The following is a 25643-nucleotide window of genomic DNA, read 5'->3' on the forward strand; positions in this document are numbered from 1 at the left end:
TAAACCAATTATAGCGATACAAAATAGGTGGCCGAAGACGGGCACGTCAGAAATAATCGCTTGGTCTTCGGTATCGCAGTAGGTAGTAGCGCGATTTCGGTGTGCAGTCTCGGTGCTGAAATCGAAAACGGAGGTTCGGGAAGAAGGGATGCTTATTGGCCGTCAATCGGCGAGGTAATAGGAGTTATAGAACAGTAGCAGGCCGATGAATGCAGCGACGAATGCCATTGTTGCAATCGCGTATGCGACTATTCCCTCAATACCTACGATAGATACGACCGTGAGCGTTGCTATTCCAGCGATGAAGAAGGCACCGACGAGGAATAAGACGTTGCCGAGGTAAGGGGGTTCATCGGCCGTTTCGTTGGGGACCATAGTCGGAATATACGCCATTTAGGTATAGTGTTTCTGTCACTCTCTTTGAAGCAACGCTGTCTGATACTGTACGACCGGTACGTAGCGGGTGTTCGAGACCCCGTTCCGAATAACGAACCGCACTACTATCGACTACTACGATTCGCTTTCGTATGAGTTCATGGCGTTCAGCAAACTGCACACGTCCTTCTACGCGTGGGTGAAGACCCACACGCTCCAGTTGGCATGGGATTGCCGCGAAAAGTGTCTCTGTCTCCTCACTCAGTTCCCACTATCTGCCGCGGTTTCGGATTTCAGTTGCGCACGACCGCTAGACGAACTGTGAATACTACCACAATACAGCGGGTATTTCGAGGAACACGAGTTCGAGAGTGAGAGGGTGTAAGGGTGAGAGGGTGTGAGAGGGTGTAAGGGTGAGAGGCGTGGTTTGCGACCGGCTACATGAAGTCCTCGATACCCGACTGTTTGTTCTTGTCGTTCTCGAAAACACTCTCGAGTGACTTCTCGAGGACCTCCAGACGCTGTTTCGTATAATCGCGGCAGTCGTACTCCTCCGCGACCTGGATCGCCGTCTGCATGTACTTGTTGACCGACCCTTCGTGAACGGTGAGGTTGACCCGGCCACCGCACTCACGACAGTCTCCGGTCAGGGGCATCCGGCGGAACTTCTCGCCGCAGTCGAGACAGCGCGTCTCCTGGCGAGAGAACGCCCGCAGGTTTCCGATCAGGTCCGGCAGGAAATGATACTCGATAACCCGCTCTGCAACGTCGGTTTCGTCGACGGCCGCTAGTTTCCGCGAGAGTTCGAGTTGGGCGTCCATCTTGTCCATCATCGAGCCCAGGGTCTTGTACGCCGAGAGGTCGGGCCCCATCGCGATGTTCGACGTGTCGTGAGTGTGGGAGAAGCCGGTGTACTCCCCGTCGGTCCCCAGCGTGTCCTCGCCGATCCGGATATCGACCGACTCGGGATCGGCCTGCTCCAGCGTCGCAAGGTAGAACTCGCGGGGGTACTGCGAGACGATGTCCATGTTGTGGGCTTCGTCGTCGATCTCGGCGGGATCGATGCGCGAGGACATGACGAGGGGGGCGTCCATGCGCCCGCCGCGCTTGTCGGGAAGGAAACTCCGACTGAAGTTGAGCAGTCCGTCCATGAGAAGCATGACGCAGTCCTCGTCCCCGTCACAATTGCGCCGTTTCGCGGCGTGAAAGTACGGGTGTGCGTATCCAACTGCGGCGCTCGTGAATCCGATCACTCTTCCGACAGTCGCGGCACTCGTGTGGGGTGCCATGCCGAATACGAGTTCGCCGACGAGTTCGTCGCGGTCCTCGAGTTCGTAAAACGGTTCGAGACCGTAGTACTGCTCTAAGAGGTCGTCGATGAAGTCGGCGGTCTGGAGCATATGCTCGGCCGCGCCGTCGGAGAGGACGATATCCTGGACGTTGAGTTCGACCAGTTGGTCCTCGTGCGTGAGCGGGTCGCCGTGGACGTCCTCCGTGTACCCAAGCGCCTGCAGTTGCCCGACATCGATGTCGAGTTCGCTCGCGCGGACGGACGTGACCGGGAGGTCGGTCATGTCGTAGCGGACGGTGCCGTCCTTGAACGCCGACACGTCGTGTTTGGCCCGGAGAATCCCCTTCTCGATGGGTTCTGGGATCTTGGTTGACGAGGTGAGTCCCTTGACGCCCTTGAGGATCTCGAAGGCGTTCTCGCGCTCGCCGACGGCTTCGAGAGCACTTCTGAACTCGTCGTTGATGTCGATCTCGCGAGGTTCGACGCAGGTGCCGTCGACCTCACAGCGGTCGCACTCGACGCGACCCGCATCGTCGGGCTCGAGCGATTGGTCGCAATCCGGACAGCGGTAGTCGGGTTCGGTCCGGGTCTCACAGTCCGGACAGCGGTTCTTGAACGTCTCCGTGCCGCAGTTCGGACACTGCTGGCGGCCGATCCGAAGCTCGACGACGCCGGGCGTATCCGACATCGTCTCGGCGTGTTTGGCCGCGTCGGCGACGTTTCGCTGTGCGCCGCCGGCCTCGCCGATCGGAAACAGGGTGTGGACCGGCGGGCTCAGGTCTCGGCGCTCTGACTTCTCTGGGCGGCCCATCCGGTTGCCGATCCGGGTCGGCGCGCGCTCGCGAATTTTGATGGGAGCGACCTCGTTGACCGCCTCGATAGCGTTCGCGCCGTCGGGTTCGTCCTCGTGACTCCAGGTCCGCGCGCGCTCTGAAAGGTCGGCGTCGGTCCAGGTGCGTTCGAGTTCGATCGCGGTCGCGGCGTCCGTCTCGGCCGTCGCCGGATCAGTGGCCGGCCCATCGCCGCTCGCCGCCGACCGCGAGGCCCCATCGGTCGCCGTCCGACGGATCTCGCAGCCGAGCGATCGCGCGAGCGGCCGCCAGTCGTCGATCTCGATCCGGTCCTCGCGCTGGCGGTGTTCGATGACGATCGTCTCGAGCGCGTCGCAAACGGCGTCGCTGAACTCGAGGACGAGCGTGTCGTCGGTGTCGGTGTCGGTGTCGTTGCTGTCGTCGTTCCCGCCAGCCCCAGCGTCGCCCTCGCTCTCGACTCGCCCCGCTGCCACCGCTTTCGCGAGCGTACAGAAATCCGCGACGGCGAGATCGTGCCAGAGATACGTGTACTCGGGATGTAACGGCGCGTCGAAGTCGGTGGCCCACGCGAGGGCCTCCTCAGGATCGGGATGCTCGAGATCGACACGCGGATCGTCCTCGAGCGCCTGTACGTCCGCGCCGGCGGCTTCGAGGTCCTGAATCCACCACTCGGGCGTATAGGAGGCGGGTGCGAGCGGGTGGTTGTTCTCGATGAACTCGCCGTAGTTGACGAGGTATTCGCCGAGATCGAGGATCTTCTCGACGCCGTTTCTGATCTCCTTGGCCGCCGCCGGATCGTCGATCTGGCGGACATCGCCGTTTGCGAGTTTCACGGTCGGTCCTTCGATGGAGTCGACGGGGACGACGCCGGCGGCCTTGCCGGGCCGTTCGGTCTTGATCTGCGTCCCGGTCGCGAGGAAGTCGTCGACGAGGTGCATCGCGGCGGGGTGGACGCCGGCGGTCGCGAAGCCGTGGTTGCGCGAGCGGCCGTATCGAAGGCGAAAGCCACCTTTCGCGCAGGGGTGGGAGAAGACGGGGCGGCCGGCGATCAGGTCCCGAAGGAACTTCTTCGATTCGCCGACCCGCGGAGGGCCCGCTGGATCGTCCGTGTCAGCCGATTCGTCCCCGTCGGCGTTCGCTGGGACTTCCTCGTCGTCTTTGGCGGCGTCGTCGTCCGTCGCGCCGTCAGCCCCGATCTCACTCTCGTCCTCATCGCCGGCTTCGTCTTCGGTGCCCGCGTCGGCGTCGTCGCTCGTAGCCGCGTAATTGCCGTCGATGAGATCCTGGAGCCACGGCCAGTCGATCTCGTCGAGGTTTCGCGTGTAGCGCTGGATCTTCGGTGCCTTGAGCGCGATCCCCTCGCCCAGAACGAGACACATGCCGCCGCGAGCGCTGTTGGTATCGACCCGTTCTAGATCGCGAAAGCCGGAGACCTCCTCGTCGCCCGTCGCCTCCCCGTCTAACATGATCGGGAGGTGCTTTGCGATGAACTTCGCCTCCTTGTCCTTCGGACAGTACTGCAGACCGGTCTCCTTGTGGTAGAGGGCGATCTCCTCTGCGTAGCGTTCGACTTCCTCCTCACGAGTATCGTACTGGTCGATGCCGACGAGCGCGCGCGTATAGTCGGCGACGAGCACCGAAAGCGCCTGTGCCGTCCCGCCAGCCGAGCGGATCGGCCCGGCGTAGTAGACGTTGACGAACTCGGTGCCGTCGTCGTTCGGCAGTATTTCGACCCGATCGATGCCCTCGATCGGAGCCGCGACGACACCCTCGGTCAACAGGGCAACCGCCGTCCGGACCGCCCCCTCGATCTTGCCGGCTTTCGTCTCGTAGTCGCCGACGCGACCCTCCGCGAAGTCCTCCGCGAGTTCGAGTGCGGCTTCCTCGCGACTCATCTCGCCTTCGAGTTCACGAACGCGGTCGGCGACGCCGTCGATGCCGAGGATGTTCTCGACGCGGTCGGCCATGTCTCTGGCGGTCGGGATTTCGACTTCGGGTTCGGGATCGCCGCCGCGTTGCTTGGCGCGTTCGGCGACGTCGAACGCCTCGTCGAGCTGGGATTCGAGTCGGTCGAAGTACTGTTCGTCTTCCGCGCGCATTTCAGAGCCAGAGGTCGAGTTCAGTAGTGTCGTCGTACTCGCGGACGAGTTCGTCCTCGAAGACGCGCATGTGGACCTCGCCGGCCCAGACGGTGGCTTCGTTCAGGTGGCCGGCGTAGGTGGTGCCGTCGGGATCGGAGAGGACGGCGTGGGTGTGGGCGAAGCGCTCACCCTCGAGCAGAGAGACGTTACCGACGCAGCTCGCGACTTCGAGGGGCTCGTCGAACTCGATCGGATAGTACTCGCACTCGTCCTGGTCGTAGAACCAGAGTTCGGCGTCCTGGACGGCACCGAGGGCGGTAAACCAGGCGGCGTCGGCCTCGACATCATCCGCGAGGGCCTCGATTTCGGCGCGCCAGTCCGCGCCGGTGTCGAGGCGCGCGACGTACTCGGCTGCGGTGTCGACGGCTCGGTAGTTCATACGGCGATACTGTATGTGCCGATGGAAAAAGATCACTGTTCCTGCTAACTGAACCGGTAGTCCGCCGTACGAAGCGGTGCCGTCTGTCGGATGGTCCTGGCCTGTACCGTCCGTTTCGGCGCTCTGTGTCGGGCGGTTCGACCGGTCGGTGGACCCGCTGTAAAACGATCGCCACAGCTGATACTGTCGGACAGAACGACGTGAAGAGTGGTCGCTCCGCTGGGGCCGTCGCCGGTGGAGGCATCCGCAGAACGCATGCGTTCTGCTGGGCATCGCAAACCGACGGGTTGCGCAACGGCCGCGGATTCGCGACTAACTTCGTATTGACTTCTATCCAACATATGAACGCGGGTCGAATGGACAACCGTCCGCCGGAGCGGCGGAGATGTCCACATTCATCCGACGCTCGACAATACTGGTTATCAGAGCGCACTAAAAGACGTGTAAAAGCCCATTACGGCAGGTGGATCGAGAGTATCGTCGTTATTCGTCCGGTTTGGGTGAGGATAACAAAGAGTCGATGACAGAGTATCTCGAGAGGATGGTACGGAAGTCACCATATGTCACCCGGCGCCGGGTTCTCGCATCGGGAACGGCGGCATCAGCGGTGGCACTCGCAGGGTGCATCGGGGGGGATGGCGATGACGACGACGGAGACGAGCTCATCGATCCGTCGGATTATGATTACGAGCGGGAAGAGCCGGACGACGAGGAAGCCGCACGCCAGAGTACGATCGAATATACCCAGGAACTGGAGCGAGACGAGGACTTCGATCCGATCCACTCCAACGACGCCTACAGCGTCCAGGTCTCGAATCTGGTGTTCGACGGCCTCTACGAGTGGGACGACGGACTCGGACTCGAGCCGAAAGTCGCCACGGACATGCCCGACGTCGAGCGCGACGGCACGCGCTATCTCTACGAGATCAACGAGGGCATCGAGTTCCACAACGGTGAGGAACTCACCGCCAGCGACGTGGCCCACTCGTTCATGGCCTTCCAGGAAGAAGACAGCGTCAACCTGGCCCAGTACGAGATGGTCGACTCCGCGGAGGTCATCGACGACTACCAGGTGCAGGTCGACCTCGCCTACCCGTACGGGCCGTGGGAACTCCAGACGATGGCGATCTCGGTCGTCCCCGAAAGCGAACGCGAAAGCGAATCCGACCGCGAAGAGTTCAACACGAACCCGGTCGGTTCGGGCCCGTTCGTCTTTAGCGACTTCGAGTTCAACGAGTACGTCACGCTCGAACGAAACGAGGACTACTGGGACGAGCCACAGCCGTACCTCCAGGAGATCACGTTCGTCGACAACGTCGACGCGGCGAGCCGAATCGGCGAGATCCGGGCCGGCGACACCGACGCGATCGCCGACGTGCCGAACGACGACTGGAGCGAACTCGAGGACGACGACGGCATTCGCGTCCACATCAGCGAGAGCCCGTCGTACATGCACCTGACCTTTAACTGTCGCGACGACGCGCCGACGAGCGACCCCGACGTGCGGCGGGGGATCTGTCACACCTTTTCGATGACGGACTTCGTCGAGTCGCGGCTGCCGAACGTGGCACAGCCGTTGTCCGCGCCGATCCCGCCGATCACCAACGAGCAGTGGGACTTCCCGCTCGACGACTGGCAGGAAGAGTACTATCCGGGGTACGATCCGGATCAGGCCGAGGAGTTGCTCAACGGCGCGGTCGACGACGACTGGAGTCCGACGATCGTCGCGCCGGGAGACCACCGCGGCGACCTGGCGGAGCGGATCGTCACGCGACTCAACGAGATCGGGTACGACGGCGCGCAAGCCGAAACGCTCGACTTCGGGACGCTGCTCGACCGGACCGTCTACAACGAGGAACCCAGCCCGGACGACTTCCAGGCATACCTCCTCGGCTGGACCGGCGGCCCGGACCCCGACGCGTACCTGTACAACCTCTATCACGAGAGCCAAACGGGCATTAACCAGGCGCACTTTTACGAGGGAAGCGACTCCTTCCACGACGACATCGCCGAGGCGCGCGAACTCGCCGATCAGGAGGAACGCTACGCCCTCTACGAGGGAGTCATGGTCGAGATCCTCGAGGAACTGCCGTCGTTGCCGGCGTACTCGTTCCACAACACCATGGCCTCGCGCGATTACGTCAAGGATCTGCACGCACACCCGATGGTCCAGCAGAACCCACGCGTCGTCTCCGAGTACGGAAACGTCTGGACCGACAACTGACGCGCTCGGCGACGAGCGCGAACTCGCGGGTCGCGAGAATCGAGCCGACCTCCGAAATCGAGAGCCGCCAACCGAAATCTGAAACACGACACGACAAATGGGACTCCTTCGCTATACGGCAGGTCGCGTGGTACAGGCGATTCCCGTGTTGATCGGGATCACCGTAATCACGTTTATCCTCGCGAATCTGGCCCCGGGTGACCCGGTGCGACTCATGTTGCAGGGCCAGGAGGTCAATCAGGAGGTTATCGCGCGTATCGAACGCCAGTACGGCCTCCACAGGCCGCTCCACGAGCGGTATCTGACGTACATGGGCAACGTTCTACAGGGCGATCTCGGCCACAGTATCCATCGGGATCGGCCCGTCACGGCGCTGCTCGCCCAGCGGGCCGGACCGACGCTCATGCTGGTTCTGTCGGCGTACGTGTTCGCCCTCGCGACCGCGATTCCGCTCGGGATCATCGCGGCGACGCGGCGAAACGAGCCGACGGATCACGTCTCCCGGATCGTCGCGCTGATCGGCGTGAGCACGCCCTCGTTCTGGATCGGCATCGTGCTGATCCTGATCTTCGCGATCCAGCTCGGCTGGCTGCCCTCGAGCGGGCTGGTGTATCCGTGGCGTAGTCCTGACCAGTACGGCTACAGCGGCTATCCCGAATTAGCGTATCAGACGATACGACATCTGCTGTTGCCGATGATCGCACTCGGCACGCTTCAGATGGCGACGCTGATGCGCGTCGAGCGGACGCAGATGATCGAGTCGCTGCAGGGTGAGTACGTCAAACTCGCGCGAGCGTACGGCGTTCCGGAGCGAACGATCCTTCGGAAGCACGCCTTCCAGGTGGCTCAGCTCCCGATTATCACGATCATCGGGCTCAATCTCTCGACGGCGCTCGGCGGTGCCGTGCTCACGGAGTACGTCTTCAACATCAACGGCATCGGACGGCTGTTCCTGGAAGCGATCCAGAGCCTCGACTACCAACTGATCATGGGGATCACGATCGTGATCGGGACGATGTTCGTCGTCGGCGTCATCATCACGGACATCTCCTACGCGTACATCGATCCCCGCGTCACCTACGGAGAGCACGACTGAGCATGACAGGAATAGGCGAACGGACTGATCGCAGGTCCGACCACGACCACAGCCACGACGAAGGAGGTGCGTAAGCATGGCACTCGGCGAAGCGCAGATGGACGAGAGCCACGGGCCGTCAGAGGACGTCGAGGCCGAATACGGCTGGCGCTACACGTTCTCGAAGGTGATGGAGGATACGACTGCGCGGTGGGGGCTGTACGTCGTGGCGCTCGTCCTGCTCATCTCGACGTACACGTTCATCGACAGCAACCTCTCACAGCTCACGTTCGGTGCCTTCTCCGACTTTACGTTCGCGGAGACGCTCCCCATCTTCGACCATCCCGAGCGAATACCGCCACCGGGTGAGGGCGAGGAGAACATGCCGCCGGCGTTTCACGCCGACGGGTCGCTGAGCAATCCGCTCGGAACCGACCCGAGCGGTCGCGACTACTTCACCAGGATCGTCTACGGCGCACAGGTCTCCGTCAGCGTCGGCATCGTCTCGACGCTGATCGGCTTCGTCGGCGGGACGATCATCGGCGCAGTTTCGGGATTCTACGGCGGCCGCGTCGACGACGCGCTCATGCGGATGGTCGAAACGGTGTACGCGATTCCGCCGCTGATCCTCATCATCGTCTTCACGGTGTTCGTCAGCGGCGGCAGCCCGGACATCACCTACGCCATCCTCGGCGTCGGAATCACGTTCATCCCCGTCTTCGCCCGGATCATCCGCAGCGAAGTGCTGTCCGTCCGCGAGATGGACTACATCGAGGCCGCGAAGGCCTCCGGCGTCAAGAACCGCAACATCATCCGCAGACACGTGATCCCGAACAGCTTCGCGCCCGTTCTCGTCTACGCGACGCTCCAGATCGGCGTCACGATCCTCATCGTCGCCGGCCTCTCCTTCCTCGGCTACGGGGCACAGCCGCCGACGCCTGACTGGGGTCAGATGCTCAACACCTCCCACGGCTACATGCACTCGAACGTCTGGCTCTCGATCTGGCCCGGCCTCGCGATCCTGGTGACGATTATGGGCTTCAACCTGTTCGGCGACGGCCTGCAAGACGCGCTCGATCCGCGAATCAACGACTGAGAGACAGACCATGACCGCTATCCAGACTCCACCCCCGACTCCCACACCGATCCCACACCACCGATGAGTTCACGTTCAGACCCACTCCTTCGCGTCGAGAACCTCAAGACGCAGTTTTTCACCGACGCCGGCACCGTCCGCGCCGTCGACGGCATCTCATTCGAGGTCTACGAGGGCGAAATCGTCGGCCTCGTCGGCGAGAGCGGAGCCGGCAAGAGCGTCGCCTCGATGAGCCTCCTCCGGCTCGTCGACTCCCCCGGCCAGATCGTCGACGGCGAAATTACGTACAAGGGAGAAACCATCTTCGGACTCGAGGAGGGCCCCGACGGCGACCTCCGCGAGCGCGAGGACATGCTGACAAACGAGGAGGTTCGGACCCGCATCCGGGGCAACGAGATCGCCGTCATCTTCCAGGATCCGATGGAATCGCTCAACCCCGTCTTCACCGTCGGCAGTCAGCTCCGCGAGTTCATCGAACTCAACCGCGAGCTGTCGAGCGACGAGGCGCGCCGGGAGGCGGTCGACATGCTCCGCGAGGTCGGCATTCCCGATCCGGCGGAGCGCTACGAAGAGTACCCTCATCAGTTCTCCGGCGGGATGCGCCAGCGCGTGCTCATCGCCATGGCGCTCGCCTGCGAGCCGAACCTCATCATCGCGGACGAGCCGACGACGGCGCTCGACGTGACGGTCGAGGGCCAGATCATCGACCTCGTCGACGATCTCCAGGCGAAGTACGGGACGAGTTTCATCTGGGTCACCCACGACATGGGCGTCGTCGCCGAAATCTGCGACCGGGTGAACGTGATGTACCTCGGCGAGATCGTCGAGCAAGCGCCGGTCGACGAACTGTTCTACGACACCAAACACCCCTACACCGAGGCGCTTCTGAACTCGATGCCCCGACCCGACCGGACCGTCGCTGAACTCGATCCGATCAGGGGGGTGATGCCGGAGGCGATCAACCCGCCCGCAGGCTGTCGATTCCACCCGCGCTGTCCGGACGCGCGGGAGGCGTGCAAGCGGATCCATCCCGAAAACAGGGAGGTCGCCAGGGCCGACGGGCAGCCGCATCGAGCGGCCTGCATCAAACACGACGTGTTCGGCGACGAGTACGAGGAGAGCGTCCCGCTCGAGGGGCGTGCACAGGAGACTGCTGCGAGTGCGACTGATGGCGGCGAAAGCGAAGGGAGTGGGGTCGAGAGTCGGAGTCAGAGCGGAAGTGAGAGTGGGAGTACAAGCAAAACCGGTAGTCGGCACGGAGGTGACGACCGTGAGTAAGAGTTCACCCGACGGCCAACTCGGGTCCGAAATGACGGGCGAGACGGTCCCGTACGGCGAGACGCTGATCGAGGTCGAGGGATTGAAGAAGTACTTCTCGCAGAGCGGGGGACTGTTGCCGGGAATCTCTCTCGATACGGATCAGTTTCCGCCGATCAGCGTCGGCGAGGAACGGGTTCAGGCCGTCGACGACGTGAGTTTCGACATTCGGCGCGGCGAAACGCTCGGGCTCGTCGGCGAATCGGGCTGTGGCAAGAGTACGCTGGGGCGGACGATTCTACGATTGCTCGAGCCGACCGCGGGGACGATTTCGTTCAAAGGCGAGGATCTGGCGACGCTCAGCGGGGAGGATCTGCGCACCAAGCGCTCGGAAATCCAGATGATCTTTCAGGACCCGCAGGCCTCGCTCGATCCGCGGCTGACGGTTGGCCAGATCATCGAGGAGCCGATGCGCGCCCACGGGATGCTCGACGACGAAGGCCGCGAGGCCCGGGCGAAGGACCTGCTGGAGAAGGCCGGGCTGGACCCGCACCACTACAACCGCTATCCCCACGCGTTCTCGGGCGGCCAGCGCCAGCGGGTCAACCTGGCCCGCGCGCTGTCGGTCAATCCGGACTTCATCGTCTGTGACGAACCCGTCTCCGCGCTCGACGTATCCATTCAGGCGCAGGTGTTAAACACCATGGAGCGGCTCCAGGACGAGTTCGGCCTCACCTACCTCTTCATCGCCCACGACCTCTCGGTGATCCGCCACATCTCCGACCGCGTCGCGGTCATGTACCTCGGGAACATCGTCGAACTCGCCGAGAAAGAAGAACTCTTCGAGAATCCCCAACACCCGTACACGAAGGCGTTACTCGACTCGATCCCGGTTCCCGACCCGCGGGAGACCGGCGCGCGCGGGGTGCTCGAGGGCGAGGTCCCGAGTCCGGTTGATCCACCCTCCGGCTGTCGGTTCCGCACGCGGTGTCCGCGCCTGATCGCCCCCGAAGCCTACGAGTGGGACGGCGAGGAGTGGGACCGGACGCGATCGTTCATGCGAGCGGTCAAACGCCGGACGTTCGAACCGATGCCGGCCGCCGAGATTCGCGCGGAGTTCTTCGGCGGCACGCTCCCGCAGGGCGAACCGGGACGGATCGTCGAGGAAGCGATCGAGTTCATCGCGACGGATCACGAAGCGGGGACACAGACGGGGGAGCAAGCGAAAGCGGTGACGGACGAAGCGGGCACCGAGCGTGACGGGACGACCGTCGACTGGGAGCAAGCGACCGACCGCTTGCTCGAGGCGTTCGCCGAGCAGAGCATCTGTGCGAGAGAGCGGCCGGCCTATGAGATCGAGTCCGAACACGGTTCCGGGACGCACTTTGCGGCGTGTCACCTCCACCGGTGAGTGCTGAAGTACCACATTACAAATACAACTTATGGAGAGGGTTACTCGATAGATAGTAAATACTGTCCCCTAGCATACGGCAGAATAGCGCGATAAAAGTGGAGTTTCAAATTTTGCGTCGATCGAGTCGTCGGTGAGTAACCACACAATCTTTCATATCATAAATACTTATGTGGCCGACACCACTAGTAACTCGTGTATGAGTAAGATTCTCGCTACAGTGGCTGCGTGCAACCGCACGGTCGCAAAGGCTCGACGAACGATCGAACACTCCCCCGAGTTCGGCAGCGACGACGACCCCGACGAGGACGGACGGCCGACGACGCGTATCCCGCCCGGCGGCTTCCTCACGGGATAAGCGACGCGACGGACGCTGACGCGAAAGCGTGAGTATCGGGCCGCGATACCGCACGCCACTCACGTACTGCCCTCCTGTCGCGTCCGCGGCCGCTTCTCTCGGTCGATTTCAGCCGCTCAAACCGGCGCACGGTCCGTTTGGCGATTCGCCTCTCTCATCCATCTCTTCGATCTCACTCATCTTGCCCATTTTGCCCATCTCTTGTCCGCTTCGCCCACCTCACCTACCGAATCCGGATGCTCGCCGTGTCGCTGGGCTGATACCGGCCCTCGCGCGTCGCGACGAACGCCCGGAGTTCGTACTCGCCCGGGTCCGGCACGACGAACTCGTGACGATCCGCGGTTCGTTCGAAACGGCCGTTCCAGGTGACCGTAATCCGTTTTCGCTCACCGCCGTCGAATCGAAACACCGACGGCTGTGACCGCATGTATCGCCGCTCGTCGCTGGCCTCGAGTTCGCCGGCGACGGTCCACCCCCAGCGACGCTGGTGCGGCGTCGGAACGGCGACGGCGACCGGCAGCCGGTTCCGAAACGTCACGGTGAACTCGACGGGGTCGCCGCGGTCGTAGACCGTTCGGTCCGGCGTGACGGTGACGGAAATCGCGCGTCGGGCGAGGCTGACGGGAACGAGCGCCGCGAGCAGCGAGGTAAGGGTATAGCGCGCGTTGCGGTCCGCTCCGGCGTCGGTCCTTGCGGTATCAGGTCGCCGGTCTGTCCGCTGGCGGCCAGCCATCGACTACTGACACAACGGCGACGTACTAAACGCTACGTCTCGGTCACACGCTCGCAGAAAGCCGGCGTTCCGTCGGAAAAGAGCCACAATCGAACGTCCCACCTGACCGGCCCCCACCGGTACAGGTCGAATCCCCCTATCGCCAGGCCGGAAGTGTCATGGCCTCCTCCGCTCGCATCGAAAGCCACGCGTCGTCCGCGGAGATGTCCGCAATGACGAACTCGTCGCTCGAATCGGTCGAATCGATCGAGCCGACGACCGTCTCGTCTGCCGTCGTGGTGTGGGGATTCAACACCATGGTAGAACGTCTCACCCTCACACATATAAGGCCGTCGAATCGGACCCCTGAACCTGCGCGTGGGCGGGCCAACGGCTGGGCATCGAGTGCAGGCACAGGAAACACTGGGTTTATACTCATTTTCGCCCTACAGTGGGGACATGAACGTAGCCGACGCGATGACACCCCGTGAAGACGTAGTGACCGTCGATCTTCCAGGCACCCGTTCGGACGTCCTCGAGTATCTGCAAGAACAGTCGTTCTCGTCAGTTCCGGTCGTCAAACCGACCGATAACGGCCCGGAATACCGCGGACTGGTCTCGCGAGATACGCTGATCGAACAGCCCGACGAGGACCAACTCGTCATGCTGATGGACGACGTGCCGACGACGACGCGCGAGACCGCGCTGGAGGAGGTTGCCCGCACGATGGTCGAAAAGAGCGCGCGCCGCGTCCCGGTCGTCGACGGCGAGTTCGAGGGCATCGTCACGGTGACGGACGTGATCCACGCCATCGCGGCCGGCGATCAGAAAACCGACGACACCGTCGGCAACTACGCCAGCGACAACGTCAACACGACCTACGAGGGCACGCCGCTGCCGGTCGCCGAACGCGAACTGTCCTACGCGAACGTCCCCTACACCGTCGCGCTAAACGACGACGGTCGGATGAGCGGCGTCCTCACCGAAGTCGACATCATCGAAGTCGCCCGCATCGTCGAGGGCGAAGAGGAGACGGGCAACAACTTCCCGGACCAGGACTCCGAATGGTCCTGGGAAGGAATCAAGGCCGTCGGCAGTCGCTACCTCCCGACGCGGGACATCGAAATCCCCGCCGAACCCGTCCGCGAGTTCATGAGCGACGACGTGGTGACGGTGGCGACGGAGAAGTCGATTCAGGACACCGCCCAGCAGATGATCAGCAACGACATCGAACAGATCCCGATGGTGTCGGGCGAACAACTCGTCGGCATCGTCTGCGACGTCGACCTTCTGGAGGCCCTGTATGAGTGAGCAACAGACTGAATCAGCGGAGACGGACGACTCGATCGGGGAGAAACTCGTCGAACTCGCAAAGCGCCGGGGCTACTTCTTCCAGTCCTCGGGTGCCTACGGCGGCGTCGGCGGCTTCTACACGTTCGGCCCGCAGGGAGCGGCCCTGAAGGGCAACGTCGAGGACGCCTGGCGCGACCGCTTTGCGGTCGCGGAGGGCAACATGGAGATCGACGCCCCGACGATCATGCCCGAACCGGTCTTCGAGGCCTCGGGCCACCTCGACGGCTTCGACGACATGCTCGTCGAGTGTCCCGACTGCGGCGAGAGCCACCGCGCGGACCACATCGTCGAGGACAACACCGAGTACGAGGACGCCGAGAGCCTCCCCATCCCCGAGGTCGAGGAGGTCATCGCCGAGTACGAACTCGTCTGTCCGAACTGCGGCACCGGCCTCGCTGGCCAGGCCGTCGAGACGTTCAACCTCATGTTCGGGACGAACATCGGCCCCGGCGACTCCCAACCCGGCTACCTGCGCCCTGAAACCGCTCAAGGCATCTTCGTCGAGTTCCCGCGGCTCAAAGAGTACGCGCGCAATCAACTGCCGTTCGGCGTCACCCAGATCGGTCGGGCCTACCGCAACGAGATCAGCCCCCGCCGATCCATCATCCGCACCCGCGAGTTCACCCAGGCCGAACTCGAGTTCTTCATCGACCCCGAAACCGACGAACCCGACCTCTCGGCGGTCGCCGATGTCGAGGTGCGCCTCTATCCGGCCAGCGAGCAGACCGCAGAGAGCGCGGCGCAACGCGCCGCGGAAGAAGCGAGCGGCGACGGCGAGGAGCCGCGAGAAGGCGGCGAGGAGATTCGGACGACCATCGGCGACGCCGTCGCGGAGGGCGTCATCGCGAGTCCGTGGGTCGCGTACTTCCTCGGCGTCGCAAAGCGGTGGTACGACGCCGTCGGCGTCGATATGGACCGCTTCCGGTTCCGCCAGCACCTCGCGGGCGAGCGCGCCCACTACGCGAGCGACTGCTGGGACGCCGAGGGCGAACTCGACGGCAACTGGATCGAACTCGCCGGCTTCTCCGACCGCGGCGACTACGACCTCTCGAAACACGCCGCCCACTCGGAGGACCGCTTTACCGTCTTCCGGCAGTACGACGAACCCAAGACCGTCGAGCGCGCGACCGTCGACCCCGACATGAGCTACCTGGGACCGGAGTTCGGCGGCGACGCCCAGGCCGTCGTCTCCGAACTCGAGACCCTCGCGGAACGCGACCGGGCCGCGTTCGAGGGCGACAACGTCACGATCGAACTTGACGGCGAAAGCCACGAACTCCCGACCGAAAAAACCGGCTTCGCGGTCGAAGAACAGACCGAGGCCGGCGAACACATCATCCCGCACGTCATCGAACCCTCCTTCGGCGTCGACCGCCTCGTCTACACCGTCCTCCACCACGCCTACCGCGAGGACGAAGTCGACGGCGAGGACCGCACCTACCTCGAACTCGACCCCGAGGTCGCACCCACCTTCGTCGGCGTCTTCCCACTACAGAACGACGACGAACTCGAGGCGACCGCGAACGACATCGTCGCCGACCTCCGCGATGCCGGCCTATCGGTCACCTACGACGACTCGGGCAACATCGGCCGGCGCTACCGCCGCCAGGACGAGGTCGGCACGCCGTTCTGCGTGACCGTCGACTACGAGACGCTCGAAGAGCGCGAGGCGCAACGCGCCTCGGATACTGCGAGCGGGGATGCCCCGCGAGCCGAGGCGGCGACCGTCACCGTCCGCGAACGGGACACGACGGCCCAGAAACGCCTTCCCGTTTCGGAACTGCCGGAGATCATGGCGGACCTGCGCGCCGGCGAACTCGCGTTCGAAGACCTCGACGGCAAGAACGAGAGCTAGAATCCGTCTGAACTCGCTGTGAGACGGCCGCGTTCGCGCTGCATTCTTCGTGTCCATCACAGTCAAAGCGAGCCGTACGGATGCCGGTCGATCCGAATCGTACCCGAAACCAATACCGGTTACAACCAAGCAAATATGTACCCGATCGTCGTTACTTATTGGGTGGCCGACGAACCGGGCGTATGCACTGGAACGTCCTCTCCCGGCCCGCAATACAGGCCCAGAAACGGGCGCTCGTCAAGACGCTCTGTTATCGGTTGGTCATGCTTCTGATCACCGTTACCGTTGCCTGGGCGGTCGTCGGCGATGTCGGTGCGGCACTAAATATCGGATTTGTAACAAACCTCGTGAAAACCGGCACGTATTATCTCTACGAGCGAACGTGGGCCCATATTAGCTGGGGTGTGACGACCTGAGAGCAGCGAATCAGCGGACAGCGGGCGACCCGAGTGTCAAAGAACCACCTGCAGCAGACGTAACCGACGCACTGAAGGTCACCACCTTCGAGGAGTGACGTGATGGCCGACGAATTGAAGCGACGGCTCGTCCACGCCAGCGGCTCCGGATTGGTCGCCCTCTATCTGCTCGCGAACGCGTTCGACCTCGGCCTCTCCTGGACGCGCTTTCGCATCCTGATGGTGGTCCTCGCCCTCGGTACGATCTTCCTCGAGTTCACGCGATTGCATCTCGAACTCGAGTGGTGGGTCTACCAGCGCCTCTACGAGACGTTGACTCGCGAGTACGAGCAAGAACAGTTCGCCGGATATGGGTATTACATGCTCAGCATGACGGTCGTCGTCTGTCTCTTCCAGCAGGCGATCGCCCTGCCGGCGATGTTGATGCTCTCGCTCGGCGACCCGATCAGCGGAACCGTTTCGGACGACACGCTAAAGCGGGTCAAGGGACCGAAGGTACTGGGAACGATGTTCCTCGTCAGCGCGATCATCGCGACGCCGTTTCTCTACGAGACGCCGCTGGCCGTGGTCGCGGCGGCGCTCGGGGCGACGGTCGCGGACGGCGTGACGGTGCAGTTCGGTGACTATATCGTCGACGACAATCTGACGATTCCGATCTACGCGGGCGTGCTCGCGTGGCTGGTCGTCGAGTTCGTACCGGTTTAACGGCGAAACCGGCACGCGGAGCGGCCGGTTGAAGGCCGTCTTGACCGGTAGTTACGATGATCGCTATATCGCAGCCACGGGTGCAGCGAGTTCGGCTACGAGGTACATTGTGCGTAATTCTTCGAACCGGCATTCGGACCGAATAGGCACCCGTCGTTTGGCAGTCGAGTGTCAGCGAATGAGATGATGTATTCGGTTCCGGATCGGCAGCTGCGGACGGCCAAACTGCTCTCCATCGATTTGATTCGGAACGTAGTTTCGGTAAACGCAGCGCGATCCGGTCTTCCGTCTCTGGCAGGTTGCAGATGAATGTTCTGTCGACGGTCAGAAGCGAGCGAGCGACGCCGAACCAATAGACCTCCGTCCGGAGTCAAAATCGATTAATAAGCCAGCAGGAACGAATAGCAAATATCGTCCACACACTCGATGGCTGCTTTCGCTCTACAAAACCCGGGTCAGTCAGTGGTTACAGCCGCCAAACGGCAATATCTTGCAAACTCGGAAAATCATATCATTACATACTTTTAACTGAACACGTTCCGGCTTCATTCTTCCAGTCTGTCTGCTCATATTGAGACTCTGCAGTGATTTACCAGGGTTAAGACGGGAATGAATCGTTATAACGCTGTTTCAATCTAATTCAGGTATTTTGTTACTTCAGCAAATAATGATAGTAAGGACTTATGTTATTTCACTAATCTAGATATATAATAACCCACTCAATCATAAACATTTAAGTCTCACATTGTCTGATCTATTGTTAGAATGAATTCAGACTGGTGCAGTAAACACAGACCTCAGAAGACTCTCAAAATATGATTGCCGCTGCGTTAATTATGATTATTGGTCTTGCAACTGGGGCTATCGTAACTCAGGCCACCGGGTTACGGTTAGGAGGTGTGATCGTAACACCACTGCTCGCGGTCTATTCACTTTACTCGTTCGACGCCCTTCCAATGTTTCTCGTCAGCGCAGTCATTGCGTACTATCTTGTTGGAATCATACGAGCGCATACGCTCATACATGGGCGACAATTGCTTCTTACGAGCCTTGGCGTCGGGGCAATCACACCAGTTGTGTTCTCTATCATCATTACCACGTGGTCACCTGGAACTCCGGAGATGGCGTTCTTTGGTTCAATCCTTCCTGGAATTACGGCATACAACTACCACAAACTGGAGCCGGAAGAACGCTGGTCCGATGTGGTGTTGAGTTGTGGGTTAGTTACTAGCCTCATCGTTTTCGGTGCGGCGATTGTGAACCCGACGGTTGCCACGGAACTCGGGTCAGGAATGACATCCGTGCTATTCTCTTCCGGATCGGACATCGCAGCGTTCCGTGGCGCTATCCAAGGGGCTCCAGCGGCGGAAAGTGTTATTAGCAAGATGTGGATGTTGATTCTACTCGGATTGGGTCTACTGGCGTCCGAGATGTCCCGCTCCCGGTGGGGCGTTCGATTAGGCGGGCTTATTGCTATCCCAATTCTGGTCACACTATCCCTTGCGAACGCGTGGACCGTCATCATGTACTTGCTTGTCTTGGCAGTCTCTTTTGCATCTATTACCGCAATTAACAGACTGACGCTCATCTACGGCCGGGCGCTGTTGAGCATCGGACTTATTTCATCGATGATGTGCGGGATACTCGTCGCAGCAACCACAGCCATAATTTCGGGGTTCACACTGTTTTTCGTGGTATTACTCTCCGGAGTTGGAGCATACAACTTCCACCGAGTCGCACCCGCTGAGCGACTTGAGTCACTCGGCCTGTCGGCAGGCTTGTTCGGGAGCCTACTGGTCGGTACCAGACTATTTATCGACCCGACAGCTGATGGCCTCTTAAACGATCCGTCGGTGCTTGAGGTTTCGGCAATTATTAGCGTATTGATACTCGCGGCCTACTGCATCTGGACGCTCGAACAACGGCGCGTGACCGTCGCGAAGTATCACGCCAGAGGTGTGAACATATGAGTGGGAAACAACACGTGAACAAATCCTTGGTCGGCGGTATCGGCAACTCGATTAAACATGCGTCTCAAACACTCTTCCGTGGGATAGCACACAAACGTCGACTCAACGATATTGATGTGAAGATAGTTATCTCCGGCACTCGAGGGAAATCATCTCTCGCGAAATGGATGCACGATATCCTCTATGGGCGGGAGTACAATGTCATGGCGAAGATCACGGGGAATAACCCGATAACGATCCACAACAACGTCGAGAAGCCCATCTTACGCGGTTCAAAAGTGCGCTTGTACGAAAACGAACGAGAACTTCGACAGCACACGCCGAAAGATGCGATGGTCCTCGAGAATCAGGCGATCAGTTCCTACACTACGCGGACGTTCAACAGCGTGTTTTCCGATCCCGATGTGATCGTCTTGAGTAACATTCGCGAAGACCACCTTTCGACGTTAGGTACTGACCGATACAAAGTCGCTCGAGGGCTGGTCAGAGCGATTCCGGAGGGGACACACGTCGTTAACGCGGAACAGGATCCACATCTCCGAGAATATATCGAAACCGAGGTAAAACGGCGTGGCGCGACTGTAAGCCACGTTTCTGTTCCTGATGAACACGAAGACGTTCCTGGTATCGAATTGGTGTACGCGCTTGACGAGACACTGCAGGCGATAGGCGAAGTTCCTCTCTCGAACAAGCAACTCGCCACATACCGCGAGAAAATGTCTGTTGAATGGACCCATCTCGAAAACGGGATTGTCTACAATGCAGCTGAGGTCAACGACGTTCAGAGTACCGAAATGATTCGTCAGTCATTGGTCTCAAGAGATCCCTCCATGGATACGATTGTACCGTTCGTCTATCTCCGAGGCGACCGACGTGGGCGGACGGTATCGTTCTTACACTACCTTACGGAACTCTATGAGTCCGGTGCTATCGACGGCGTCCATATCGCGGGTGAGACGACGAAAGCGTTCGATCGAAAGGCAGAGTTTCCGGTCACAACCCACGACACGGTGAATCCTGCAGATGAGGTGCTTGACTCGCTGCTCGCTGAGGAATACCCGATACTCATTATGGGAAACACAGTTGCTGACTGGATGCGTGACTTGGAGCGTGCGATCAGGACCCGTGAAATCGACACTGACCGGCCAATCGAGAACACTCACAGCGAAGAACCTGAACAACAGCCACTGACTATCGGATAGTTTTTCCTGTTTTAACGCATTTCTAATTCTATTAGTACATACATGTATACCATATAAATTATTATAGTGAATCGGTATCTTTTAATACATGTATGGTGGATGTATTACCATGGCTGGAAAACAGTCAGGAAATACAACAAGGCGCGCGTTGATGGGTGGACTAGTAAGTACTCCCCTTCTAGTTGGTGGAGCAGTTGGGGCATACGAGGCAACGTCGAGGAGTGAAACAATCGAATCGGTTGAAGGGAAGGCGGTCGACCGAGACGGCGAGATTACGCAAACGACACTCGGAAAGATCGACGACGAATTCGGCGGTGACGGTGACGAGTTCACCTACCTAAGCGCAACGTCTGATCTCCTGAACAACCTCGGTCGAACTGTCGGCGAACAAGTTCGTGTCACCCGAGGAGACGATGAGGTTGCTGTGTATACGATCGCTAGCGAACTCTCGGGAGAGGATACTGATATTGCTGGCAACGCCCGCTCGCGGGCACGCCTCGATCTCAATAATAGTAACTGGGAAGACATCGGAGACTGCCGTCAGGTCTGTCCACGGCCAGAGACGAGTGTCCCCCTCAATGATAACGACGAAGTTGCGGTCACTGTTGATCCGATGGTTGTTAACCCGGACATGAACGTCCAGGAAGCGCAGGAATCGGGTGATTACGTCGAGGTGAGCGAGCAGACTGGCTCGGATATTATTGTTCTCTCGCCGCACGGCGGAGATATACAACCACATACTGGCGAACAAGCCGAGACGGTCGTCGATGAGTTGAACGGCAACATCGATCACTGGGGCACTCGAGGGTATCGCAATGGCAGCGGTGCATTCGTCAGTTGGTACGTCCCATCTTACAGTATGTCCACGGCGTCGTATCCCGAACTCGAGGCGGTGAGCGAGAACGAATACGAATACGCGATCGCGTTCCACGGTACCTGTGACCCAACGATCCAGATCGGAGGCCAGGCTCCACAGTCGTTCCGCAAAGAGGTTCGTGACGCGATCAACGAAGTGCTCAAGGGAACCGATCTAAACGCAGTGCTCGGAACCGACGAGTATCGTGTCGATGGCGACAAGACGCTTGCTAACCGTCTCACCACAAGCTGTGGGATTTGGATCGGACAAGATGAAGAGTCACGAGAGCAGTACGGAACAGAAATCGCTAACGCTGTCGCTGGCGTTCTTGAAACCCGCCTATAGCTGAAGAATCGTCTTCAGTTATCAGACGCAATTATTTGCTATTCGAAAATGAGTGTACCCAAGAGACGGTATCTTAGTATTATAGAGCGTTCCACAAATGGCCCTTCTGGAGCTGTCTTTTCTGCTGGTTGGATAGTTCGTGAGACGAATTGCTGAAAGCGTTTCCCGGAGCGACCGGGCCCTCCCGTGATCGTTTCGGAAATGGCTTACAGCAGTTCGTATGAGAGGAAATATTGACCACTTCGTCCACGGAAGCGACACACTCGATTCTAGCAGGCACGCTCTACTTCCACCTCGCTTTCTCAATCCTTAACCGCGACCGCGTCGAATCGGGCGCCAATGGCAGCACAGGACGAGGAGCCGCCGTCGATCGAGCACCCATTGCTCGAGCCGAATTTTCTCGAGCGCCGCCTCTACCAGTTGAAACTCGCCGGAACGGCCGCGAACGACCACACGCTCGTCTGCCTTCCGACCGGGCTGGGAAAGACCACCGTGAGCCTGCTCGTGACGGCACGCCGACTCGAGGAGGTCGGCGGCACCGCGCTGATGCTCGCGCCGACGAAACCCCTCGTCCAGCAACACGCCGAGTTCTACCGCGAAGCGCTCCAGATTCCAGACACCGACGAGCAAAGCTCGTCGAGCGATCAGAACGCAGAGCGTGCTGAAAACGAGGAAATCGTCGTCTTCACCGGCGACGTGAGCCCGGACGACCGCGCCGAGATCTGGGACGAAGCGACGGTCGTGATGGCCACTCCGCAGGTGATCGAGAACGACCTCGTCGGGGGCCGCATCTCGCTTTCCGACGTGACCCACCTGACGTTCGACGAGTGCCACCGCGCGACCGGCGACTACGCCTACAACTACATCGCCGAGCGCTATCACGCGGACGCCAACGATCCGCTCGTCACTGGCATGAGTGCCTCGCCCGGCGGCGACGAAGAGGCTATCCTCGAGGTCTGTGAGAACCTCGGGCTCCAGGAGGTCGAGGTGATGACCGAAGAGGACGCCGACGTCGGCGAGTTCACCCACGACACCGAGGTCGAGTGGGAGCGGATCGACCTGCCCGAGGCGGTACTCGAGATTCGGGACGCCCTAAACGAGGTGATCAAAGACCGCCTCGAGAAGCTGAAAGAGTTGGGGGTTGCGAAGTCGACGCAACCGGATCAGTCCCAGAAGGATCTGAACAAAATGCGCGCCGAGTTACAACAGTTGATCAACAACGACCAGTCGGAGGGGTTCGAGGGGATGTCGATCCACGCGGAGGTGATGAAGCTCCGTCAGGCCGTCACGCTCGTCGAAACCCAGAGCGTCGAGGCGCTGCGGCGGTACTTCGACCGCCAGCGCAACCAGGCCCGCTCGTCGGGGGCGTCGAAGGCCAGCCAGCGGATGGTTTCGGACCCGCGCGTCCGCGAAGCCATGCGGAAGGCCGAGAGTTTCAGCGAGTTACACCCCAAATACCGCAAGACCCGGATGCTCCTCGCGGAAACGCTCGGAATCGAGGACGGCGAGCGCGTGATCGTCTTCACCGAATCGCGAGACACGGCCGAGGCGCTGACGGAGTTTCTCGCAGAGAGCTGTGACGCAAAGCGCTTCGTCGGCCAGGGCGACCGCGAAGGCTCGGACGGGATGACCCAGAAGCAACAGCAGGAAGTCTTAGACGAGTTCCGCGCGGGCGAGTTCGAGGTGCTCGTCTCGACGTCGGTCGCCGAGGAGGGCTTAGACGTGCCCGAGGTCGACCTCGTCCTCTTTTATGAACCCGTTCCCACGGCGATCCGGTCCATCCAGCGCAAGGGCCGGACGGGTCGCCAGTCCGAAGGCCGCGTCGTCGTGCTCATGGCCGAAGACACCCGCGATGAGGCCTACTTCTGGATCTCCCAACGGCGAGAGAAGGAGATGGAGTCGGAACTGCGCGAGCTGAAGGGGATGACCGACGACATCGAGGACGAACTCGACGAGTCCCAGCAGTCGCTCGCGGATTTCGGCGGCGATGACGGGGGCCACGCGACGACCGATACCAGCGGAGCGAAAGTAAACGCTAGCGGCGGAAAACTCGGTGCAGGCGACGATGGTTCCAGTGGAAGCGAGGGGGGTTCGGAACGGCCCGGTCTCCGGAAGTTCGAACCGGACGAAGACGGCGACGATGGAGACGCCACACCGGCGGTCGAAACCCACGAACCCTCGGCCGAGGGCGACGCCGTCGAAATCGTCGCCGACCAGCGCGAGATGGACGCCAACATCGCCCGCGAACTCTCCCGGCGCGAGGGGATCGAGGTTCGACTCGAAACCCTCGACGTGGGCGACTACGTCTGTTCGGATCGCGTTGTCGTCGAACGGAAGTCCGTCGCCGACTTCGTTGATTCGCTCGTCGGGGGCGACCGATCGGTCTTCGAGCAGGTGGGCGCGATGGCTCGCCATTACTCCCGACCCATCGTCGTCGTCGAAGGTGACGGGTTGTACGATCAGCGCGATATTCATCCGAACGCTGTTCGGGGTGCGCTCTCGAGTCTCGCCGTGGACTTCGGTGCGAGCGTGCTTCGCACCGAAGGTGAGGACGAAACAACCGAACTCCTCGCGGTGATCGCGAGCCGCGAACAGGACCTCACGGATCGCGAGGTATCGGTTCACGGCGAGAAACAGTCCAAGACGCTCGGCGAGCAACAGGAGTACGTCGTCGCCTCGATCGCCGAAATCGGCCCGGTTACGGCCCGGTCGCTGCTCGACGAGTTCGGCACCGTCGAAGCCGTGATGATCGCCAGCGAAGAGGAGTTACAGGCGGCCGACGGCGTCGGGACGGTAACGGCCGAGCGAATTCGAGAGGTTATCGGCAGCGAGTACAGCGGCTGATGGCCTTCGATGACTGCCGTTCGAGAAGTTGCGGGTCGAGAGCGGTCAGTCGCTCACGTCGGACGTGATGCCGTCCTCGTCATCGGGATCGGGAACGGGGTCCTGCTCTCGGTCCCGACCGCGCTCGGCATCGCCTTCCGCGCGGTCGACGAGTCGTTCGGCCGCGTAGATGCTTCCGACGCCGAGTGCGACACCGGCTACGACATCGAGCAACCAGTGAATGCCGAGATACATCGTCGAGAAGACGACACCGGAGACCACGAACGCCGCAATCGGAAACCACCGTGGATACGCTCGGCGTGACCGCCAGGCGAACACGAGGACGACGACCGCCAGCGACGTGTGCAGCGACGGGAACACGTCGGTGTTCGCCGAAACGGCCCCCGTGAGATCCTGCGTGGACGGGTAGAAGTCATACATCAGGCCGTCGACCGTCGACAGGTGATTGCGCGGCCCGTACGCGATGAACAGCGTATAACAGATCGCGCCAAGGAAGTAGTTGAGGAGGTACGCGATGAGGAGTTCCTTGAGGTGTCGTTGGGACGGGAGCAGGAAATAGAGGATCGGTGCCGTCACGACGAGAAACGGAAATCCGAACATGTACATCACCGAGAAGAACTCCAGGGTGGCCTCGGGAACGGCGTGTTGAAGATCCGCGACGAACTCGCCTTCGATGGCGTAGAGTTCAGCGGTGATGTCCCAGTCGAGCGCGTGGGATAGTTCGACGCTGTACTCGTGGGTCGCCCGTTTGGTTACAAAGAACAGTGCTGCAGCGCCGAGATAGGGGGCGACGGTTCGGAGTCGGGGCCCGAACTCACTGGCCGTCCGACGAAGCTGTCGGGGTTCGAGACAGAGCAGGCACGTTATCGACAGTCCAGTGAGAACGGTGAGAGCGGTCAAAACCGCCATCGAGATAAGCGCCATGTATCGTACCAATCATATTCATCGATTCAGTTAAAGATACTT

20 protein-coding genes are annotated in these 25643 nt (G+C 60.9%); 14 read left to right on the forward strand and 6 right to left on the reverse strand.

Annotation, left to right across the window (positions count from 1 at the left end; translation table 11 throughout):
* Window positions 1-162 precede the first annotated feature (162 nt).
* The 3 genes from SM755_RS11355 to SM755_RS11365 form a co-directional block, all read right to left on the reverse strand.
* Window positions 163-375, reverse strand: coding sequence for a hypothetical protein (locus tag SM755_RS11355; protein ID WP_006826969.1), 213 nt, complete (start codon window positions 373-375; stop codon window positions 163-165).
* 437 nt (window positions 376-812) lie between these two features.
* Window positions 813-4577, reverse strand: a complete 3765-nt coding sequence (locus SM755_RS11360) for a DNA polymerase II large subunit (RefSeq protein ID WP_323172756.1) — start codon at window positions 4575-4577, stop codon at window positions 813-815.
* A 1-nt stretch (window position 4578) separates the two neighbouring features.
* Window positions 4579-4998: a PPC domain-containing DNA-binding protein gene (locus SM755_RS11365; protein WP_006826967.1), complete on the reverse strand. Its 420-nt coding sequence runs from the start codon at window positions 4996-4998 to the stop codon at window positions 4579-4581.
* A gap of 607 nt (window positions 4999-5605) precedes the next feature.
* Here SM755_RS11365 and SM755_RS11370 point away from each other — a divergent pair.
* From SM755_RS11370 to SM755_RS11395, 6 genes are all read left to right on the forward strand, one after another.
* Window positions 5606-7222, forward strand: a complete 1617-nt coding sequence (locus SM755_RS11370; protein ID WP_323172757.1) for an ABC transporter substrate-binding protein — start codon at window positions 5606-5608, stop codon at window positions 7220-7222.
* A 97-nt stretch (window positions 7223-7319) separates the two neighbouring features.
* Window positions 7320-8318, forward strand: a complete 999-nt coding sequence (locus SM755_RS11375) for an ABC transporter permease (protein ID WP_323172758.1) — start codon at window positions 7320-7322, stop codon at window positions 8316-8318.
* A gap of 76 nt (window positions 8319-8394) precedes the next feature.
* Complete coding sequence (locus tag SM755_RS11380) at window positions 8395-9393, forward strand: ABC transporter permease (RefSeq protein WP_323172759.1); 999 nt, start codon at window positions 8395-8397, stop codon at window positions 9391-9393.
* 63 nt (window positions 9394-9456) lie between these two features.
* A complete protein-coding gene (locus tag SM755_RS11385) occupies window positions 9457-10671 on the forward strand; it encodes an ABC transporter ATP-binding protein (protein ID WP_323172760.1) in 1215 nt (404 codons plus the stop codon).
* A gap of 31 nt (window positions 10672-10702) precedes the next feature.
* Window positions 10703-12061, forward strand: coding sequence for an oligopeptide/dipeptide ABC transporter ATP-binding protein (locus SM755_RS11390; protein ID WP_323173221.1), 1359 nt, complete (start codon window positions 10703-10705; stop codon window positions 12059-12061).
* 199 nt (window positions 12062-12260) lie between these two features.
* The gene (locus tag SM755_RS11395; RefSeq protein ID WP_006665285.1) at window positions 12261-12419 is read left to right on the forward strand and encodes a hypothetical protein; all 159 of its coding nucleotides are present in this window, start codon (window positions 12261-12263) and stop codon (window positions 12417-12419) included.
* Between the two features lie 223 nt (window positions 12420-12642).
* Here the strand turns inward: SM755_RS11395 and SM755_RS11400 are convergent, their stop codons facing one another.
* Window positions 12643-13152 carry a hypothetical protein gene (locus tag SM755_RS11400; RefSeq protein WP_323172761.1) on the reverse strand — a complete coding sequence of 170 codons (510 nt, stop codon included), beginning with the start codon at window positions 13150-13152 and terminating at the stop codon, window positions 12643-12645.
* A 136-nt stretch (window positions 13153-13288) separates the two neighbouring features.
* Entirely contained in the window at window positions 13289-13450 is a 162-nt protein-coding gene (locus tag SM755_RS11405) for a hypothetical protein (RefSeq protein WP_006110879.1), read from the reverse strand.
* Window positions 13451-13590: 140 nt separating this feature from the next.
* Between SM755_RS11405 and SM755_RS11410 the strand changes: the two genes are divergently transcribed.
* From SM755_RS11410 to SM755_RS11445, 8 genes are all read left to right on the forward strand, one after another.
* Window positions 13591-14442 (forward strand): CBS domain-containing protein, encoded by an 852-nt coding sequence (locus SM755_RS11410; protein WP_323172762.1) that lies wholly within the window; start codon window positions 13591-13593, stop codon window positions 14440-14442.
* Complete coding sequence (gene glyS / locus SM755_RS11415) at window positions 14435-16339, forward strand: glycine--tRNA ligase (protein WP_323172763.1); 1905 nt, start codon at window positions 14435-14437, stop codon at window positions 16337-16339. The genes SM755_RS11410 and glyS overlap by 8 nt, the downstream gene beginning before the upstream one ends.
* A 182-nt stretch (window positions 16340-16521) precedes the next feature.
* The gene (locus SM755_RS11420; RefSeq protein WP_323172764.1) at window positions 16522-16755 is read left to right on the forward strand and encodes a DUF2061 domain-containing protein; all 234 of its coding nucleotides are present in this window, start codon (window positions 16522-16524) and stop codon (window positions 16753-16755) included.
* Window positions 16756-16857: 102 nt separating this feature from the next.
* Window positions 16858-17460: a dolichol kinase gene (locus tag SM755_RS11425; protein ID WP_323172765.1), complete on the forward strand. Its 603-nt coding sequence runs from the start codon at window positions 16858-16860 to the stop codon at window positions 17458-17460.
* Window positions 17461-18296: 836 nt separating this feature from the next.
* Entirely contained in the window at window positions 18297-19430 is a 1134-nt protein-coding gene (locus tag SM755_RS11430; RefSeq protein WP_323173222.1) for a poly-gamma-glutamate biosynthesis protein PgsC/CapC, read from the forward strand.
* Window positions 19427-20632 (forward strand): Mur ligase family protein, encoded by a 1206-nt coding sequence (locus SM755_RS11435; protein ID WP_323172766.1) that lies wholly within the window; start codon window positions 19427-19429, stop codon window positions 20630-20632. The genes SM755_RS11430 and SM755_RS11435 overlap by 4 nt, the downstream gene beginning before the upstream one ends.
* Window positions 20633-20783: 151 nt before the next feature.
* A complete protein-coding gene (locus SM755_RS11440) occupies window positions 20784-21833 on the forward strand; it encodes a poly-gamma-glutamate hydrolase family protein (RefSeq protein ID WP_323172767.1) in 1050 nt (349 codons plus the stop codon).
* Between the two features lie 339 nt (window positions 21834-22172).
* Complete coding sequence (locus SM755_RS11445) at window positions 22173-24677, forward strand: DEAD/DEAH box helicase (RefSeq protein WP_323172768.1); 2505 nt, start codon at window positions 22173-22175, stop codon at window positions 24675-24677.
* Between the two features lie 45 nt (window positions 24678-24722).
* On the opposite strand, the gene SM755_RS11450 is transcribed toward SM755_RS11445, so the two are convergent.
* Entirely contained in the window at window positions 24723-25601 is an 879-nt protein-coding gene (locus SM755_RS11450) for a phosphatase PAP2 family protein (RefSeq protein WP_323172769.1), read from the reverse strand.
* Window positions 25602-25643 lie beyond the last annotated feature (42 nt).

The organism is Natrialba sp. PRR66, from assembly GCF_034808065.1.
Lineage (GTDB): Archaea > Halobacteriota > Halobacteria > Halobacteriales > Natrialbaceae > Natrialba > Natrialba aegyptia.